Raw genomic sequence first — 16,551 nt, forward strand, 5'->3', positions numbered from 1 at the left:
TCCCCGGGCCCCGGGCCCGGCGCTTGATCCAGCGCAAGGCCCGGCGGCCGACTTCGGCGCGTGTCTGAGAGGCAACGCGAGGGAGGCGAGGGCGGTCATGGAGCGGTCACCTGCGGAGAGAGATGCATCCGGGACGATCCCGGCCGGATGGATGCTCGCCCTGCGCGGCGGGCTCGTGGCGCTGCCGCTTCTCGGGCTCGGCGCCGGTTTCGCGGCGCAGGGTCTCGGCCATCCGGAGGCCGCCGCCCTGGCCTGGAGCCTCGCCACCCTGGCGGTGCTCGCCGTGCTGCTGGTCCAGGTGGCGACGAGCCTCGCCCGGGGGGATGTCGGGCTCGACCTCGTCGCGCTCCTGTCGATGGGCGGCGCGCTCGCCCTGTCGCAGCCGCTCGCCGGCGCCGTCATCGCGCTGATGTATGCCGGCGGCCAGTCGCTGGAGGCCTATGCGGCCGGACGGGCGGGCCGGGCGATGACGGCGCTGATCGCGCGCCAGCCGCGTACCGCCCTGCGGGAGGAGACCGGGGCGGAGGGCGTCCGGGTGCACGAGGTGCCGCTCTCGGCGCTGGCCCCGGGCGACCGCATCCTCGTGCGGGCCGGCGACGTCCTGCCGGTGGACGGGCGCGTCGCCGCGGGCCGCGCCGTCCTCGACCTGTCGAGCCTCACCGGCGAGTCGCTGCCCGCGTCCTTCGCGGCAGGAACCGCCGTGCTCAGCGGCAGCCTCAATGTCGGCCAGGCTTTCACGCTCCTGGCCGAGCGGCGGGCGGAGGAGAGCACCTATGCGGGCATCGTGCGCCTCGTCGAGGCGGCGCGGGCCGCCAAGGCGCCGATGGCGCGGCTCGCCGACCGCTACGGCCTCGTCTTCCTCGTCGTCACGCTCGTCCTCGCAGGCGGCGCCTGGGCCGCCGCGGGCGATCCCCTGCGGGCGCTCGCCGTGCTGGTGGTGGCGACGCCCTGCCCGCTGATCCTGGCGGTGCCGGTCGCCCTGGTCTCCGGCCTGTCGCGCGCGGCGCGGCGCGGCATCCTCGTCAAGGGCGGCGGGGCCCTGGAGACCCTGGCCAAGGTGGAGATCCTCGTCGTCGACAAGACCGGCACCCTGACCCACGGCCGGGCGCGCCTGAAATCGGTCGCGGCGCTGCCGCCCTTCGGCGAGGAGGAGGCCCTGCACTTGGCGGCGTCCCTCGACCAGGCCTCGGCCCACCCGATCGCCCGGGCGCTCGTCGAGGCGGCGAAGGCGCGCGGCCTGCGCCTTGCCTCCCCGTCGGCGGTGACCGAGGTCCCGGGCGACGGCGTGATCGGGCTCGTGGAGGGGCGGCGCGTGAGCGCGGGCGGGCCGCGCCTGATGCGCGCGCAGGGAATCGCCTTTCCGTCGCAGCAGACAGGGGGGGACCCGGCGGGGCGGGACGCCGCGGCCACGATCCTGGTGGCGGTCGACGGCCGGCCGGCCGCGATCCTGTCCTTCGCCGATCCGCTGCGCCGCGACGGTGCCGCCATCCTGGCCGCCCTGCGGGAGTGCGGAATCGCCCGGATCGTGCTCGCGACCGGGGACCGGCGCGCCGTGGCGGAAGCGCTCACCGCGGGCCTGCCGATCGACGCGGTGGCGGCCGATCTCGACCCGGCGGACAAGACGCAGGTCGTCGTCGCCGAGCGGCTGCGCGGGGCGGTGATGATGGTGGGCGACGGGATCAACGATGCGCCCGCCCTGGCGGCGGCGGATCTCGGGGTGGCGCTGGGCGCCCGGGGTGCCGCCGCGGCGGCGGAGGCCGCCGACGTGGTCCTGCTCGTCGACAGCCTGGCGCCGCTGCCGGAGGCCATCCGCATCGCCAGGAAGGCCCGTACCATCGCCCTCCAGAGCGTGCTCGCCGGGCTCGGGCTCTCGCTCGCCGGAATGGTCGCGGCCGCCCTCGGCGCGCTCACGCCGGTGCAGGGCGCCCTGGTGCAGGAGGCCATCGACGTCGCCGTCATCCTGAACGCGATGCGGGCCCTGTCGGGGCCCGGCGCCGATCAGGGCGCGGACACGGGCCCGCCGGCGGCGTGACGCCGATGCCCCGGGGCGCCCGGCGCCCATTCGGCGGGCCCGTCTTGAAAGCAGATCCCGGTGGCGGACGCGCGGCTGCGCCTCACTCGACGAAGGTCCAGCCGGATTTGAGGGCGCGCAAATCCTCCGCGTCGAACGGCTCGAGGTCTTCCGTCGCGACCGGCGAGATCGGGATCTCGTCGTCGGGTCGCGGCGGCGCCGGGACGATTGCAGGCCTGAGCGTCTGCCGGATGGCCTTGCGCCGGCGCGCGGTCCGGAGCGCGTCGGTCCTCGTCGGTCGATGCCGCATCATGACGAGCCTCCCCTTCAATGAGCGAGAAACAGCGGGACCGGTGCGTCGAGCAGGAACGCGCGGGTCACGCCGCCGAAGACGAATTCCCGCGTGCGGGAATGCCGGTAGGCTCCCATCACGATCAGGTCGGCCCGCACCTGCTCGGCGTGGCCGCGCAGCGTGTCGGCGGTGCCGCCCACCTGCGGCAGGTCGGTGACCGTGACGGCGACGCCGTGCCGCGCGAGGTGGCGGGCGAAGTCGGCTCCCGGCACGGTCGTGAGCAGGTCGTCGGGATCGCCGACCGTGACGAGCTCGACGGCCTCGGCGGCGCGCAGGAGCGGCAGGGCGTCGTTGGCGGCGCGGGCGGCCTGCAGGCTGCCGTCCCAGGCCACGACGATCCGCCTCCCGGCGAAGGCCGGATGCGTGCGCGGCACCGCGATCACCGGACGGCCGCTCGCCATCAGCGCCGTCTCGATCGTCTCGCGCGACAGGATCTCGCTGCGCGGATCGAGATCGAGAACGGTCAGGTCGTGCAGGCGCGCCTCGGCGGCCAGCCGATGCACCACCTCCGGATAGGGCAGGCGCGGCGTCTCCCAGGTGCAGGTCAGGCCGGCCTGCGCCGCCGCGCCGGCCGCATTCTCCGCGAAGGCGCGGGCCAGGGCGTCGAGGCGGCGGTCGACGGCCGTGACGCCGTCGTCGGAGGGACCGGCGAGCCACGAATCGGTGCCGACGAGGCACCAGGAGGAGGACTGGATCGTCACGTGGGCGCTCGCCGCCTCCGCCAGCGAGAGCCCGTACCCGATCGCCGGGGAGACCGGATGATCCTCGTCCTCCACGATCGTGCCGATGAGGAGGTCGCGGAGACCGGCGAGCGGGGATGAAGCATGCGTCGACATGGATCGCCTCCGGTGGGAGCCGGAGACGAGGCTTCCTCCCTACGAGGCCGGTCGGCTTTGATCCAGCGCAACTGGTACCGGCCTCAAAGCCGCGACATCCGTCCGGCGACGAGGCCGCGCCTCCGTAAATGTCCTTAAGCAGACACACTTACGCGGCCGACCGGAATTTCCGCGTGACCACGATCCGGACATTCTCATCCGCGTCGAAGGGATGAGGAGTGCACCGATGTCGCCGGAGATGGCCCTGCCCCCTGTCTCACGCCCGGTCGTGAGCCCCCGCGCCCGAGCCACGGGCCGCGACGGCGCCGGCCTCTTCGCCGGCTGCCCGGACCTCATCGGCACGCCCTCCGCCTATGCCCGCGAGGAAGAGATCTTCGGCGAGGGCGAGGAGGCGGAGAGCGTCTACCGGGTGGTGCAGGGCGCGGTCCGCACCCACAAGGTGCTGAGCGACGGCCGGCGCCAGATCACCGGCTTCCACCTGCCCGGCGACCTGTTCGGCTTCGACCAGGGCGAGACCCACCGGCACACCGCCGAGGCCCTGTCCGGGACCCGGGTCCTGACCTTCAAGCGGCGGCAGATCGAGCGGGTCGCCGCCGACCGGGCCGAGGTCGCCTGCCAGCTCTGGAGCCTGGCGGCCCGGGCCCTGCGCCACGCCCAGGACCACATGCTGCTGCTCGGGCGGCGCTCGGCGGTCGAGCGCGTCGCCGCCTTCCTGCTCGACGTCGATGCGCGGCTCGGCGGCACCGGCACCTTCGACCTGCCGATGACGCGGCGCGACATCGCCGACTATCTCGGCCTGACCATCGAGACCGTGTCGCGCACGATCTCGCAGCTCGAAGGCGAGGGGGCGCTCCTGCGCACCGGCGGCCGGCAGGTCAGCCTGCGCCGCGGACGGATGCACCGCCTCGTCGAGGATTGAGCAGCCCAGCCGGCCCACCGATGAAGCGAGAGGGGAGGTCGTCATGACGACGTTCGACGAACGCGAGCAGGCCTTCGAGCGCCGGTTCGTGCACGAGGAGGACCGGCGTTTCCAGGAGCGCACCCGGCGCAACCGGCTCCTGGCGCGCTGGGCCGGCGAGCGGATGGCGCTCGATCCCGACGCGGCCTCGCGCTTCACCGACGCCTTCGTGGGGGAGACCGTGCCCCTCGACGACGAGGCGGTCCTGGCGCGCCTCGTGGTGGACCTGGCGGCGGCGGGGGCCGACGAGCCGGTCTCCGTGCTGCGCCGGGAGATGCAGCGTTGTGCCGGTCTCGCCCGGGCCGAGAGCCGCGTCGGCCTTGCGCTGGATCAAGGCTCGTCGGCGTGACCCGCCGAAAGTCCCCCGCTGGAGTCTCGCCGTTCCGCCGAGACATGCAGGAGCGCCGTCATGACCGACAAGGATCTGCGCCGCGACGTCCTCGACGAGCTCGACTTCGATCCCAGCCTCGATGCGGCCGAGATCGGCGTCGCCGTCGCGGAGGGCGTCGTCACCCTGACCGGCCATGTCGGCAGCTACGCCGAGCAGGTCGCGGCGGAGCGCGCCGTGCGCCGGGTGAAGGGCGTGCGCGCCATCGCCCAGGAGATCGAGGTCCGCTTCCCGCAGGCCAAGAAGGTGATGGACGACCAGATCGCCGCCCGGGCGCTCGCCATCATCGACTGGTCGGTCCACCTGCCGAAGGACGCGATCCAGGTCCGCGTCGCCAAGGGCTGGATCACCCTGACCGGATCCGTGCCCTGGCAGTACCAGATGGCGGGGGCGGAAGCCGCGGTGCGCAAGCTGTCCGGCGTCGTCGGGGTGTCGAACCTCATCGAGGTCCGGCCCGAGGTCCGGCCGAGCGCGGTCCGGAGCAAGATCCTGGAGGCCTTCCGGCGCCACGCCCTGCTCGATGCCGATGCGATCACGATCCGGGTCGAGGGCGACCGGGTCACCCTGGAGGGCGCCGTCTCGTCGCTGGCCGAGCGCGACGCCGCCGAGCGGGCCGCCTGGTCGGTCCCGGGCGTGCGCGCGGTCGAGGACCGGACCGTGGCCCTGACGTGAGGAGACGACCATGGCGCATGGAACGCACAGTCCCGGGCATGATCGCGGCCATGCCGCGGCCGGGCCGGGCCCGTCGGCGGAGCTGCACCGCGTGACCCTGACGTTGGCGCGCTGCCCCGAGCATCCCGAGGGCAGCGCGGGGCGCGGCTACGATCTCGTCGCGCCGCTCCGGCCGGACGGGCACCTCGATGCCGGACTCTGGCGCGCGTCCCGCGACCATTGCCGCGTGCGCCGCTTCTGGACCGGCGAGCCCGACCGCCACGGCCGCCTCGTGCACCGGGCCGGCGGGGAGGGCGGGGCGACCTGGCTCATCGACTACGACGACCGCACGACAGACGACGACGAACCCGGCTACCGTCTCGGAACGCATGCCTTCGTGGTCGGCGAGTACGTCTCGATCCGCGACGCCGGCAGCGGCGACTTCCATACCTTCATGGTCGCGTACGTGAGCGAGGTCACGCCGGACCGGGAGCCGTGATCGTCCGGGGTTCGGCAACGAGACTTTCGATTCTTCGCGACTCGTCGTGCCCTGCGGTGATCACGCGGCAGGGGTACGGTCGGTTCCGGACTTGGACTTTCCCGACGGCCTGCGTGATACGGTTTCCGGATTGATCGCTTCGCGATGCGGAAACCGGCTTCGCTCAGGCGCCGCGCGGGCTGGCGATACGGCTTACGGAAGGAATCTTCCGGAAGCGGTCTCAGGAGGAGGAGCGCTTGTCGTAGGCGTCGGCGCCGTGGCGCGCGACGCTCTTGGCGATCTGCCGGCGATCGAGTCCTCCCAGCCGCTGAACGAAGCGGGTCTCGTCGGGACGCATGTCCTGCCCGGATGCTCGGGTCTCGACAGCCGGACGCCTCCCGGAGCACCTCCGGCGTGGCAGGGCATGCATCCAGACCAAAAAGTTTCTCCGGACAGCCCTGCGCCCGCGGGGAGAGGGCTGTGTCTCCGTTCGGACGACGCAGCAAGCGGAGGCGCGGCCGGAGCGAGGGTGAGGGGGTCTCGATGCGTGAGGCTCCTGCGGCAACACCTCCTCACCCCGCCCTCCCGGCTCCCTGAGCCCCTTCGGAGATCAGGCCTCTTCCCGCCCGCGGGGAGGAGAGGGGATTTCCCGCGCCATTCTTTTTTCCCGGACAGCCCTGCCGCAGAGGGGGAGGGTTCGGGCGCGCATCTCCCGACCATGCGAGACCCCTCACAGTTCCGGATTCGTCGGCTCCGTCCGCCGCGCCACCACCGTGTAGCAGAGCCGCTTCTGTCCGAGCAGCGTCTGGCGGTGATAGGTCACCGTCGATTCGCCGAAACCCAGGATCGCCAGGAGTTCCTGCATCGTGGTCGGGGCGATGGTCCACCAGGCATCGAAGCGGATCCGCTGGTCGCTGCGGGGCAGGAGGAAAAGCGGCAGGCCGATGCTGCGCGGCAGGAAGCGCAGGAATTGCAGCGACTTCGGCAGCATCTCGGTCACCACCACGGTCTCGCGGGTGAGCCGCAGGGCGCCGTGGAGGGCCCGGAACGGATCGCGCAGGCGTGCCAGCGCGTTGCCGAGCACCGCGATGTCGACCGGGCCGATCGCCTCCGGCACGCCATAGAGCGAGCCGCCGGCCCGCCGCGCCCGCGAGCCGAGGGCGGCATGCGAGAACCAGAACGCGTTCTCGAATCGCCGCAGATGGTTGCGGATCTCCGGCGCGATCACGGCGCGCTCGAAATCCGGGTAGGGCACCATCTCCCAGCAGGCTTCGCCGGCGAAGTCGTAGGACACCACCTCGGCGCCGCGCGCCTCCATGGCGAAGCCGAGGAAACCGCTGGTGGCGCCGAAATCGAGCACGCGCTTGCCCGCCACCGCGACGTGGCCGAGGGACGCGTCGAGCCCGGCCCGCAAGTCCCAGGCTCCCGCCATGGTGCCGTGCCCGGGCAGGTCGATGGTGTGGTTGAAGGTGCAGGCCGCCGGGTCGTCGACGGCGCGCGACCGCAAGAACGGTCCATCAATGGACGGCCCATCGATCTCAGGGTGAGCGGTCGGGTCCGCCATCGTCATGCGGGCATCGTCTCGTGCGGCGGGGGTTGAGCTGGGTGAGCGGGGCGGTCAGGATCCGCGCGCCCGCGGATAGGCCGGCAGCCCGGGCGGCAGGGCGACCCAGGACAGGCGGCGGGAGACCCAGACGTGGTCGCGCGGCGGGAACCGCTCGGGATCGTCGAGGCTCGCCAGCGTCAGGTCGATCTCGTCGGGCAAGGCGTCGGCCCGGTAGGCGAGCGGCGTGCCGCAGGACGGGCAGAAGCCGCGCTCCGCCCGCGGGCTCGAGCGGAACCAGGCCGGGTCCGCGGTGAAGCGGCAGGCCTCCCGCCTGACGGTCAGCCAGCCGACCATCGGCGCGCCGGTGGCGCCGCGGCAATCCTCGCAGTGGCAGACCGTGAGGTTCCAGGGCTCCCCGTCGGCCTCGAATCGCACGGCGCCGCAGCGACATCCTCCTGAGATCATCGCGTCGCCTCCGTCAGCGGGCCGACCCGCGGCTGCGGGAACGCGGCCGTCGCGAGCCGCGGATACAGCAGCGCCTGGCCGAGGCCGCGGGCGGCCAGGAAGGTCAGCATGGCGAGCCAGAGCCCGGTATTGCCGAGGTCCCGCGTCGCCGCCAGCATCGCGGCATCGACCGCGAGCGCCGCCAGCATCAGATTGCGCATCGCCCGGGTCCAGGTCGCCCCGATATAGATGCCGTCGAACGCGAAGGCGGCCGCCGCCGCGAGCGGCGTCAGGGCGGCGAAGACGAGGTAGTCGCGCGCGAAGGCCCGCACCTCCGGGGCGCTGGTGACCGCATCGATGAACGGCCCGCCGAGGCTGAGGAAGAGCCCCGAGACCGCCAGCGCGAAGCCGAGGCACCAGCCGAGGGAGAGCCGCACCGCGCCCCGGAAGGCGCCCTCGTCGCGGGCGCCGAGCGCCTGGCCGCACAGCACCTCCGCGGCCGTGGCGAAGCCGTCGAGGAAGAAGCTGCCGATCAGGAAGAGGTTCTGGAGGACCGCATTGGCCGCCAGCGTCACGTCGCCGGCCCTGGCGCCGAGCCCGGTGAACAGGGCGAGCGCGGTGATGAGCGCGAGCGTGCGCACCATCACGTCGCCGTTGACCGAGAGCATCCGGGTGAGGCCGGTCCGCTCCAAGATCTCGGGCAGGGGTACCCGCCAGGGCCGCGAGCCGAGGCGGTGCAGCACCAGGAGCCCCAAAGCCGTGCCGGCCACCTCCGCCAGCAAAGTCGCGAGGGCCGCCCCGGCGACGCCGGCCCCGAGGCCGAGGACGAACAGGAGGGTGAGCGCGACGTTGACGGCGTTGATCGCCACCTGGAGGGCGAGGCCGAGATCGGTGCGGCCGCGCCCCAGGGTCGAGCCGAGGATGGCGTAGTTCGCCAGCGTGAAAGGCGCGCACCAGATCCGTATGCCGACATAGCCGGCGAGCGCCGCGTTCACCGCCGGGCTCGCGCCGAACAGCCGGAGCGAGGCCGCCCCGAGCGGGCCTTGCAGCACCACCATGGCGAGGCCGACCGCCAGTGCCACCGCGAGCGCCCGGGCAAGCGTCCGGTCGATCTCGAGGCCGTCGCCGGCCCCGGCCGCCTGCGCGGTGAGGCCGGCGGTGGCCATGCGCAGCGCCCCGAAGGTCCAGAACAGGTAGTCGAAGACCACCGCCCCGAGGGCGAGAGCCCCGAGGAGCGCCGCGTCGCCGAGCCGCCCCACTGCCGCCGTCCCGACGAGCCCGAGGAGCGGCGTCGTGACGTTGGCGAGCGTCATCGGCACGGCGAGCGCGAGGATGCGCCGGTGCGTCACCTCGGGACTCGCGCCGGGGCGTTGCGGGGCGGCGGGATGCATCGCGACTCAGCGGCTGCGGGCGAAGACGCGCGAGAGGAACCACAGCGGCACCACCACGACGGCCCCGGCGATGAACCAGCGGCCGGCATCGTGGAAGGTGTCGAAGCCGAGCGCGATCAGCGAGTGGATCGTCTCGTAGGCCTGGGCGAAGAGCAGGCCGGGCGTCACCCCCATCATCGCCATGCCGGCGCCGACGAGAAGCGACAGGAACACCAGCCGCACCAGCACCGCCCCCGGCGAGCCGCCGAGGAAGCGGTTCAGGTTCGACCGCCGGTCGTCCCGGTAGCCCGGATCGTAGCCGCCGGGGCCCTGGCCGAACGGCTCCTGGCCGTGCGGTGCCTGCCCGCCGAAGGGGCGGTGAAATCTCTGCTCGCTCATGCGTCCTCGCGACCCTGCCGTTGCGGAATCCGGTATCCGAACGTTGCGGGATTGTCACATCCCTGACGAAACCCGGCGCGGCCCGGCGCATTGCACCGTTTGGCAATCCGGACCTGAGATGGCAACCTTCGCGGAATAACCCAAGATGTCCGCCGTACCATTCGGGCAGGATGGTGACCCGCCCGCAACCCCGAGACGCTCCGCCGCCCCGCGCCGGCGGCGCAGCGCCGCGAGATTGATACCCCCAGCATGATCGACCACGCGATCTTCGACCCGGCGAAAGCCGATCCCGACGCCGAGCGCCTGAACCGGGAGATCATCGCCGCCCAGGCGAAGGCGCCGGACCCCTGGTCCATGCCGGTGGCGGAGGTGCGCGAACGCCGCCGGCGCGGCAGCCTGGCCTATCCGGCGATGCCGCACAGCCCCCGGGCCGAGACGATCACGATTCCCGGGCCCGGCGGGCCGCTGGCGCTCCGGGTGATCCGGCCGCAGCGGAAGGCTCGGGGCGCCTACCTGCACATCCATTCCGGCGGCTGGGTCTGGGGCGGCGCCGACGAGCAGGACCCCTGGCTCGAGCGCATCGCCGAGCGCTGCGGCTTCGTCTGCGTCTCGGTGGAGTACCGGCTGGCGCCGGAATACCCCTATCCGGCCCCGATCGACGATTGCGAGGCGGCGGCGCTCTGGCTCTACCACGAGGGCCGCAAGCTGTTCGGGGTCGAGGCGCTGACCATCGGCGGCGAATCGGTCGGCGCGCATCTGAGCGTGATGACGCTGCTGCGCCTGCGCGACCGCCACCGGCTGCCCAAGGCGTTCCGGGGCGCCAATCTGTTTTCCGGCCTCTACGACCTCGGCGTCACCGCCAGCGCCCGCAACTGGGGCGAGGAGCGCCTGGTCCTCAACTCCACCGACATACGCCGCTTCGCCGACGGCTTCGTGCCCGAGGGCGTCGCCCGGCGCTCGCCCGACGTGTCGCCGCTCTACGCCGACCTCGCCGGCCTGCCGCCGGCCCTGTTCTCGGTCGGCACCCGCGATCCGCTCCTCGACGACACCCTGTTCATGTCGATGCGCTGGGCCGCGGCCAACAACGGCGGCTACACCTCGGTCTATACCGGGGGCTGCCACGTCTTCATCCGCTACGAGCTGGCCATGACCCAGCGGGCCCTGGAGCTGATCGAGCGCTTCCTGATGGCCCTGGCGTAGGGGCGGTGAAACACGGCCATTCGGCCGCGGCCGCCTACGCGCTGCTCGCCTTCGCGACGTTCCTCTGGGCCGGCAACGCGGTGGCGAGCAAGGTCGCGGTGGGCCTCGTCTCGCCGCAGGCCCTCGTGGCGTTGCGCTGGTCGATCGCGCTCACCGCCATCGCGCTGGTCGCCGGGCGCGAGACCTGGGCGCATCGGCGCGCCCTCCTGGCGCATTGGCCGATGATCCTGCTGATGGGGGGCGTCGGCTATACCGGCTTCAACGCCCTGACCTACGAGGCGGGCGCGCTGACGAGCGCCGTCAACCTGTCGCTGATCGAGGGCACCATCCCGGTCCTGGTGCTGCTCCTCAACTTCCTCGTCCGCGGCGTCGCGGTACGGCCCGGCCAGATCGTCGGCTCGGTCGTCACGCTGGCCGGCGTGGTGCTGGTGGCGAGCCACGGCGACCTCGCGCGGCTGCGCGCCCTCGACTTCAATCGCGGCGACCTCCTGGTGCTGCTCGCCTGCCTGTTCTACGCCGGCTACACCGTCGCCCTCCCGTCGCGGCCGGCGGTGCCCGGCCTCGCCTTCTTCGCCGCCATGGCGATCGCCGCCTGGGCGACCTCGATGCCGCTGCTGATCGGCGAGTGGGCGGCCGGCCGGATCCTGTGGCCCGGTGCCGCCGGCTGGGCGCTGATCGCCTTCACGGCGCTCGGGCCATCGCTGGTGGCGCAGCTCGCTTACATGCGCGGGGTCGAGACGATCGGGCCCAACCGCGCCGGCCTGTTCAACAACCTCGTCCCGGTCTTCGGGGCGATCCTGGCAGTCGGGCTGGTGGGCGAATCCTTCGGCCTCGTCGAGGCCGCAGCCCTCGCCCTGGTGCTCGGCGGGATCGCGGTGGCGGAGCTGTCAGGGCGCCGCAAGGCGGCCTGAGCGATCACCCCTTCTGCCCGCCGAGCCCGAGGCGGCGGATCAGCAGGAAGGCCGCCGCCGCCGACATCACGGCGACCAGAATCGCGACCGTCGAGCCGTCCTCCCACTCGGCCAGCGGCAGGCCCTTGGTGTTCATGCCGAACAGGCCGGTGACCAGGGTCGGGGGCAGGAACAGGGCGGTGAGGATCGACAGGGTGTGGAGCTGGCGGTTCGACTGGCGGGCGAGCAGCCCCGACAGCTCCTCCTGCAGCAGCCGGCTGCGCTCGGCCAGCACCACCATGTCGCGATCCAGCGCGTCGAGGCGCTGGGCGATGCGGGCGGCCGCCTCCAGGGTCTCGTCGGCCAAGTCCTCGCCATCGTCCTCCAGGCGGTGGAACACCGCCCGCAGGCCGTTGAGCTGGCGGTGCAGCCGCACGGCGTCGCGGCGGATCGGCCCGAGCTGGCGGGTCTCGTCGCGGATGCGCTCGTCGAGGATGTGGTCCTCGATCCCGTCGAGGCGCTCGGACAAGGTCGCGCCCCGGGCACCGATCGCCGCCGCGACCCGGCCGATCAGCGTTTCCAGAAGCGCCACCGGTCCGGGCAACGCCCTGCCCTCGGCGATCGCCTCGCGCACCGCGTCGGGCCCGACGATCGGGTGCCGGCGCCCGCTGACGAGGTAGTTCGGTCCGAGCACGAAGTGCAGCCGCCCGGCGGCGTCGGGCAGGCGCTCCGGCGCGGCGGATGCCTCCGCGTCGCGAGTCAGGTCGGCGTCGCGGGTGAGGTCGGCGATGACGCCGCCGACCTGGCCGTCCTCGATCGTGACCCGTTGGTGGGGATCGCTGGCGAAGGCCGCCGCCGCGAGGTCCGGCGGGCCGAGGCGCCCCTCCGCCATCAGGGCCGGCACCCGCGCGTCGTTGAGGTTGACGTGGAGCCAGACGAAGCCTTCGCCGAAGCGGCCGAGGGCCGGGATCTCCTCGCCGGGTCCGACCAACCGTCCGTTTCCCGTCGCGTCGAACCGCATCGCCCAGATCAGGCCCGGAAGGGCGGGTTCGTCGCTGAGGAGGGGCGGCATCGGGCGTCCTTGTCGTCCCACCCATCTGAAGGGGAACGACCGGGACGCCGCCGCACCCGGCCACCGTCGCTAGGGGCCGGGCGCGACGGTTCGATGACGGCTCAAGCCTCCATCGCCTCAAGCTCCGCGATCATGCCCTCGATCATCGACAGGCCGATCTGCCAGAAGGCCGGGTCGCGGGCGTCCAACCCGAACGGCGCCAGCAATTCGCCATAGGGCTGGCTGCCGCCGGCCGCGAGCAGCGCGAAGTAGCGCTCGACGAAGGCCTGTTCCGCAACGGAGTCGCCGCTCGCCCGCTGGTAGACGCCGTAGAGCGAGTTCACCAGGCAGTCGCCGAAGGCGTAGGCGTAGACGTAGAACGGCGAGTGGATGAAGTGCGGGATATAGGCCCAGTACGGCTCGTAGCCCTCGTCGAGCCGAATCGCCGGCCCGAGGCTCTCCGCCTGCACCGACATCCACAGGGCGTTGATCGTGTCGGCGGTCAGCTCACCCTCGCGGCGAGCGAGGTGGACCTTGCGCTCGAAGGCGTAGAACGCGATCTGGCGCACCACCGTGTTGATCATGTCCTCGACCTTGGCGGCGAGCATCGCCCGGCGCTGTACCGGCTCGGTGGTCGCTTCCAGCACGCGGCGGAAGGTCAGCATCTCGCCGAACACGCTGGCGGTCTCGGCGAGCGTCAGCGGCGTCGGCGCCATCAGCGCCCCGTTATGGCCAGCCAGCACCTGGTGCACGCCGTGGCCCAATTCGTGGGCGAGCGTCATCACGTCCCGCGGCTTGCCTTGGTAGTTGACGAGCACGAACGGGTGGGCCGAGGGCACGGTCGGGTGCGCGAAGGCGCCCGGCGCCTTGCCGGGCCGCACCGGCGCGTCGATCCAGCCGCCGTCGAAGAAGCGCCGGGCGATCTCGGCCATCTTCGGCGAGAAGGCGCCGTAGGCCGACAGAACGGTCTCGCGCGCCTCGGCCCAGGGAATCGTGCGCTGCTCGACCTTCGGCAGCGGCGCGTTGCGGTCCCAGTAGGCGAGATCGTCACGCCCGAACCACCGCGCCTTCAGCTTGTAGTAGCGGTGCGACAGGCGCGGATAGGCCGCCTGAACGGCGGCGACCAGGGCCTCGACGGTATCACGCTCGACCCGGTTGGCGAGGTGGCGGGCATCCGACACGTCGGTGAAGCCGCGCCAGCGGTCGGAGATCTCCTTGTCCTTGGCGAGCGTGTTGGTGATGAGCGTGAACACCCGCAGGTTCGACCGGAACACGGTGCTTAGCGCGCCGGCCGCGTCCCGGCGCACGGTCTCGTCCGGGTCCTGGAGCTTGTTGAGGGTCGGCTCCAGCGTCAGCTCCTCGCCGCGCAGGGGGAAGCGCAAGGACGCGATGGTCTCGTCGAACAGCCGGTTCCAGGCGGCGCGCCCGGTCACCGACTTCTCGAGGAAGAGCTTCTCGGCCTCGTCGCTCAGCTGGTGCGGCTTCTCGCGGCGGATGTCCTCGAGCCAGGGGCGGTAGCGGGCGAGGGGCGGATGGGCGGCCGCCGCGTCGATCAGGGCATCCTCGACCCGGTTGAGCTCGAGGGTGAAGAACAGGAGGTCGCTCGATGCCGCGGTCAGGCGCTCCTGGGTGTCACCGTAGAACTTGGCGCGGGCCGGATCGGTGGTGTCGCCGGAATAGACGAGGCCGGCATAGGACATCAGCCGGCCGAGCCGGTCCTCGATCGCCTCGTAGGCCGCGACCGCGGTGCCGAGCCGGTCGGAGGCGTCCTCGCCGGCGACGAGGTCCCGGACACGGCCGCGATAGCTCTCGGCGAAGCCCCGGCACTCGGCCTCGGCGCGGTCGAGGTCGGCGGCGAAGGCCGGGTCGTCGAGGCCGGCATAGAGGTCCGACAGGTCCCATTCCGGCAGCGGCCCGAGATCGACGGCGCGGGCCGTGGCCTTCGCGGTGCTCAGGGCGCTGTCCGACGGCGCGGCGGCACTCAGCGGCATGGACGATGTTCCTCTCGGGGAAAAGCGGTGAGGGGGACATATCGGCCCCGAGGGCCCCGCGATCAACCGAGCCGGCCACGATTGCCGCGCAAGGCCTCCCTGTGTCTCCCGACCGGGAACCTCTCGTTGGCGTTAAGAGCGACTTTACGGTTGTGACGCAGCATACGGCTCGAAACGAAACAGCCGCGTGATTCGCGGATGGCTCGCTCGAGGCAGGCCTCCGGACACGGCAAGGCTTTGCGGGCGGCGCTTCACGGCGCCGGTCCCGCCTGAGGAGAACAGATGACCACCACGGTCCTCATCGTCGACGACGATCCCGTGCAGCGCCGGCTGGCGGAGGCCATGGTGCGGCGCCTCGGGTTCGAGGCCGTGGTGGCGGAGAGCGGGGCCGCGGGCCTCGACGCCATCCGGGCCCCCGATTCCAGCATCGACGTGGTGCTCCTCGACCTCGCCATGCCGGGCGGCCTCGACGGGATCGGCGTGCTGGGCGAACTGCGCAAGGCCGGCATCGACACGCCGGTGATCGTGCAGACCGCGAACGGCTCGATCGACGCCGTCGTCAACGCGATGCGGGCGGGCGCGGTCGATTTCGTGGTCAAGCCGGCGGGCCCCGAGCGGCTCCAGGTCTCGATCCGCAACGCGCTCCAGGTCGATCAGCTCCAGGACGAGATCCGGCGGATGCGCCGGCGCGCGTCGGGCGCCCTGTCGTTCCGCGACCTCACCTCGAAGAGCCCGGACATGGCCCGGGTGATGCGGCTCGCCGAGCGGGCGGCGAAGTCCAACATCCCTGTGCTGATCGAGGGCGAATCCGGCGTCGGCAAGGAGGTGCTGGCCCGCGCCATCCAGGGCTCGGGCGACCGCCGCGGCAAGCCCTTCGTCACGGTCAATTGCGGGGCGATCCCCGACAACCTGGTCGAATCGACCCTGTTCGGCCACGAGAAGGGCGCCTTCACCGGCGCCACCGAGCGCCATCTCGGCAAGTTCGTCGAGGCCTCGGGCGGCACGCTGTTCCTCGACGAGATCGGGGAGCTGCCCCTCGACGCGCAGGTGAAGCTCCTGCGGGCGCTGCAGGAGGGCGAGGTCGACCCGGTCGGCGGGCGCAAGAGCGTGCGGGTCGACATCCGGCTGGTCTCGGCGACGAACCGCTCGCTCCTCGACCTCGTCAAGCAGGGCCGCTTCCGCGAGGACCTGTATTACCGCCTCAACGTCTTCCCGATGACCCTGCCGCCGCTGCGGGCCCGGCGCGAGGACATCCCGGACCTCGCCCGCTCGTTCTGCGCCCGGTTCGCCGCCGAGGAGGGCAAGCGGGTCCGCGGCATCGCCGCGGAGGCGATGGCGCTGATCACCCGCTACGACTGGCCCGGCAACGTGCGCCAGCTCGAGAACGCGCTGTTCCGTGCCGTGGTGCTCGCCGACGGCGACGAATTGACGATCGCGGAATTCCCGCAGATCGCCGCCCAGGTCCAGGGCTTCGACGTGCGCATCCCCGCGGCCCCGGCCCAACCCGAGCCCGGCACCGTTTCGGCGCCGGTGCGGGAGATCGTCCGCGTCGAGGTGCGCGATCCCCACGCCCTCTCGCTCGTCGCCGAGGAGACCGGCGAGATGAAGACGATGGAGGGGCTGGAAGGTGAGATCATCCGCTACGCCCTGCAATTCTACCGCGGGCGGATGTCGGAAGTCTCGCGCCGCCTCGGCATCGGTCGCTCGACACTCTATCGCAAGTTGAAGGAACTCGGCCTCGACGACGAGAAGGCCGAGGACGCCGCCTGATCTTCGCGCCCGCACGGGCCTTCGTCCGAAGAAAACCGCATTTGACGGGTTTTGGGCGGAGCAGCGTGGTCGCCGATCCCGGTTTTGCACCGCGACCAAGGCCGCGGTGCGCCACGACACGTCGCGAACGCCCACGGTTGCATGTCGTCGGGGTGTGGCTGCCGTGCGATGGCACGGCCTGCGCCGACGTGTTTACTAGTCTAGATTGACCAGCGT

General features: G+C 72.4%; 16 protein-coding genes. 8 read left to right on the top strand and 8 right to left on the bottom strand.

Going from position 1 to position 16,551, the window contains the following annotated elements; all coding sequences use genetic code 11:
* Positions 1 to 151: 151 nt before the first annotated feature.
* Positions 152 to 2,032: a heavy metal translocating P-type ATPase gene (locus HBB12_RS15655; RefSeq protein ID WP_236990197.1), complete on the top strand. Its 1,881-nt coding sequence runs from the start codon at positions 152 to 154 to the stop codon at positions 2,030 to 2,032.
* Between the two features lie 82 nt (positions 2,033 to 2,114).
* Here the strand turns inward: HBB12_RS15655 and HBB12_RS15660 are convergent, their stop codons facing one another.
* The gene (locus HBB12_RS15660) at positions 2,115 to 2,324 is read right to left on the bottom strand and encodes a hypothetical protein (RefSeq protein WP_236990198.1); all 210 of its coding nucleotides are present in this window, start codon (positions 2,322 to 2,324) and stop codon (positions 2,115 to 2,117) included.
* A 14-nt stretch (positions 2,325 to 2,338) separates the two neighbouring features.
* Entirely contained in the window at positions 2,339 to 3,199 is an 861-nt protein-coding gene (locus tag HBB12_RS15665) for a universal stress protein (RefSeq protein ID WP_236990199.1), read from the bottom strand.
* Positions 3,200 to 3,425: 226 nt separating this feature from the next.
* Here HBB12_RS15665 and HBB12_RS15670 point away from each other — a divergent pair, with 226 nt between their 5' ends.
* The 4 genes from HBB12_RS15670 to HBB12_RS15685 are packed head-to-tail and all read left to right on the top strand — an operon-like array spanning position 3,426 to position 5,695.
* Positions 3,426 to 4,118 carry a helix-turn-helix domain-containing protein gene (locus HBB12_RS15670; protein WP_236990200.1) on the top strand — a complete coding sequence of 231 codons (693 nt, stop codon included), beginning with the start codon at positions 3,426 to 3,428 and terminating at the stop codon, positions 4,116 to 4,118.
* Positions 4,119 to 4,161: 43 nt separating this feature from the next.
* Positions 4,162 to 4,506, top strand: coding sequence for a DUF1476 domain-containing protein (locus HBB12_RS15675; RefSeq protein WP_236990201.1), 345 nt, complete (start codon positions 4,162 to 4,164; stop codon positions 4,504 to 4,506).
* Positions 4,507 to 4,566: 60 nt separating this feature from the next.
* Entirely contained in the window at positions 4,567 to 5,217 is a 651-nt protein-coding gene (locus tag HBB12_RS15680) for a BON domain-containing protein (RefSeq protein ID WP_236990202.1), read from the top strand.
* Between the two features lie 10 nt (positions 5,218 to 5,227).
* The gene (locus HBB12_RS15685) at positions 5,228 to 5,695 is read left to right on the top strand and encodes a hypothetical protein (protein ID WP_236990203.1); all 468 of its coding nucleotides are present in this window, start codon (positions 5,228 to 5,230) and stop codon (positions 5,693 to 5,695) included.
* A 709-nt stretch (positions 5,696 to 6,404) separates the two neighbouring features.
* Here the strand turns inward: HBB12_RS15685 and HBB12_RS15690 are convergent.
* The 4 genes from HBB12_RS15690 to HBB12_RS15705 form a co-directional block, all read right to left on the bottom strand.
* Complete coding sequence (locus HBB12_RS15690) at positions 6,405 to 7,181, bottom strand: class I SAM-dependent methyltransferase (protein ID WP_236990204.1); 777 nt, start codon at positions 7,179 to 7,181, stop codon at positions 6,405 to 6,407.
* 111 nt (positions 7,182 to 7,292) lie between these two features.
* Complete coding sequence (locus tag HBB12_RS15695) at positions 7,293 to 7,685, bottom strand: GFA family protein (protein WP_236990205.1); 393 nt, start codon at positions 7,683 to 7,685, stop codon at positions 7,293 to 7,295.
* Positions 7,682 to 9,055 carry an MATE family efflux transporter gene (locus tag HBB12_RS15700; protein WP_236990206.1) on the bottom strand — a complete coding sequence of 458 codons (1,374 nt, stop codon included), beginning with the start codon at positions 9,053 to 9,055 and terminating at the stop codon, positions 7,682 to 7,684. Before HBB12_RS15700 ends, HBB12_RS15695 begins: the two co-directional genes overlap by 4 nt.
* Positions 9,056 to 9,061: 6 nt before the next feature.
* A complete protein-coding gene (locus tag HBB12_RS15705) occupies positions 9,062 to 9,433 on the bottom strand; it encodes a DUF6460 domain-containing protein (protein WP_236990207.1) in 372 nt (123 codons plus the stop codon).
* Positions 9,434 to 9,682: 249 nt separating this feature from the next.
* Here HBB12_RS15705 and HBB12_RS15710 point away from each other — a divergent pair, with 249 nt between their 5' ends.
* Both HBB12_RS15710 and HBB12_RS15715 read left to right on the top strand, forming a co-directional pair.
* Entirely contained in the window at positions 9,683 to 10,633 is a 951-nt protein-coding gene (locus tag HBB12_RS15710) for an alpha/beta hydrolase (RefSeq protein ID WP_236990208.1), read from the top strand.
* A gap of 5 nt (positions 10,634 to 10,638) precedes the next feature.
* Positions 10,639 to 11,544, top strand: coding sequence for a DMT family transporter (locus tag HBB12_RS15715; RefSeq protein ID WP_236990209.1), 906 nt, complete (start codon positions 10,639 to 10,641; stop codon positions 11,542 to 11,544).
* 4 nt (positions 11,545 to 11,548) lie between these two features.
* Here HBB12_RS15715 and HBB12_RS15720 read toward each other — a convergent pair whose 3' ends face one another.
* Both HBB12_RS15720 and HBB12_RS15725 read right to left on the bottom strand, forming a co-directional pair.
* Complete coding sequence (locus HBB12_RS15720) at positions 11,549 to 12,595, bottom strand: transporter (RefSeq protein WP_236990210.1); 1,047 nt, start codon at positions 12,593 to 12,595, stop codon at positions 11,549 to 11,551.
* A gap of 101 nt (positions 12,596 to 12,696) precedes the next feature.
* Positions 12,697 to 14,565, bottom strand: a complete 1,869-nt coding sequence (locus tag HBB12_RS15725) for a M3 family oligoendopeptidase (protein WP_236990211.1) — start codon at positions 14,563 to 14,565, stop codon at positions 12,697 to 12,699.
* Positions 14,566 to 14,847: 282 nt separating this feature from the next.
* Between HBB12_RS15725 and HBB12_RS15730 the strand changes: the two genes are divergently transcribed.
* Complete coding sequence (locus HBB12_RS15730; RefSeq protein WP_236990212.1) at positions 14,848 to 16,335, top strand: sigma-54-dependent transcriptional regulator; 1,488 nt, start codon at positions 14,848 to 14,850, stop codon at positions 16,333 to 16,335.
* Positions 16,336 to 16,551: the final 216 nt, after the last annotated feature.

It is taken from the genome of Methylobacterium sp. SyP6R (genome assembly GCF_019216885.1).
In the GTDB taxonomy this organism is placed as follows: domain Bacteria; phylum Pseudomonadota; class Alphaproteobacteria; order Rhizobiales; family Beijerinckiaceae; genus Methylobacterium.

Excerpts from the sequence above, each read along its gene's own strand:
- HBB12_RS15655 (WP_236990197.1), top strand. The coding sequence starts at position 152 with ATGCTCGCCCTGCGCGGCGGGCTCGTGGCGCTGCCGCTTCTCGGGCTC.
- HBB12_RS15660 (WP_236990198.1), bottom strand. The coding sequence starts at position 2,324 with ATGATGCGGCATCGACCGACGAGGACCGACGCGCTCCGGACCGCGCGC.
- HBB12_RS15665 (WP_236990199.1), bottom strand. The coding sequence starts at position 3,199 with ATGTCGACGCATGCTTCATCCCCGCTCGCCGGTCTCCGCGACCTCCTC.
- HBB12_RS15670 (WP_236990200.1), top strand. The coding sequence starts at position 3,426 with ATGTCGCCGGAGATGGCCCTGCCCCCTGTCTCACGCCCGGTCGTGAGC.
- HBB12_RS15675 (WP_236990201.1), top strand. The coding sequence starts at position 4,162 with ATGACGACGTTCGACGAACGCGAGCAGGCCTTCGAGCGCCGGTTCGTG.
- HBB12_RS15680 (WP_236990202.1), top strand. The coding sequence starts at position 4,567 with ATGACCGACAAGGATCTGCGCCGCGACGTCCTCGACGAGCTCGACTTC.
- HBB12_RS15685 (WP_236990203.1), top strand. The coding sequence starts at position 5,228 with ATGGCGCATGGAACGCACAGTCCCGGGCATGATCGCGGCCATGCCGCG.
- HBB12_RS15695 (WP_236990205.1), bottom strand. The coding sequence starts at position 7,685 with ATGATCTCAGGAGGATGTCGCTGCGGCGCCGTGCGATTCGAGGCCGAC.
- HBB12_RS15700 (WP_236990206.1), bottom strand. The coding sequence starts at position 9,055 with ATGCATCCCGCCGCCCCGCAACGCCCCGGCGCGAGTCCCGAGGTGACG.
- HBB12_RS15705 (WP_236990207.1), bottom strand. The coding sequence starts at position 9,433 with ATGAGCGAGCAGAGATTTCACCGCCCCTTCGGCGGGCAGGCACCGCAC.
- HBB12_RS15710 (WP_236990208.1), top strand. The coding sequence starts at position 9,683 with ATGATCGACCACGCGATCTTCGACCCGGCGAAAGCCGATCCCGACGCC.
- HBB12_RS15720 (WP_236990210.1), bottom strand. The coding sequence starts at position 12,595 with ATGCCGCCCCTCCTCAGCGACGAACCCGCCCTTCCGGGCCTGATCTGG.
- HBB12_RS15725 (WP_236990211.1), bottom strand. The coding sequence starts at position 14,565 with ATGCCGCTGAGTGCCGCCGCGCCGTCGGACAGCGCCCTGAGCACCGCG.
- HBB12_RS15730 (WP_236990212.1), top strand. The coding sequence starts at position 14,848 with ATGACCACCACGGTCCTCATCGTCGACGACGATCCCGTGCAGCGCCGG.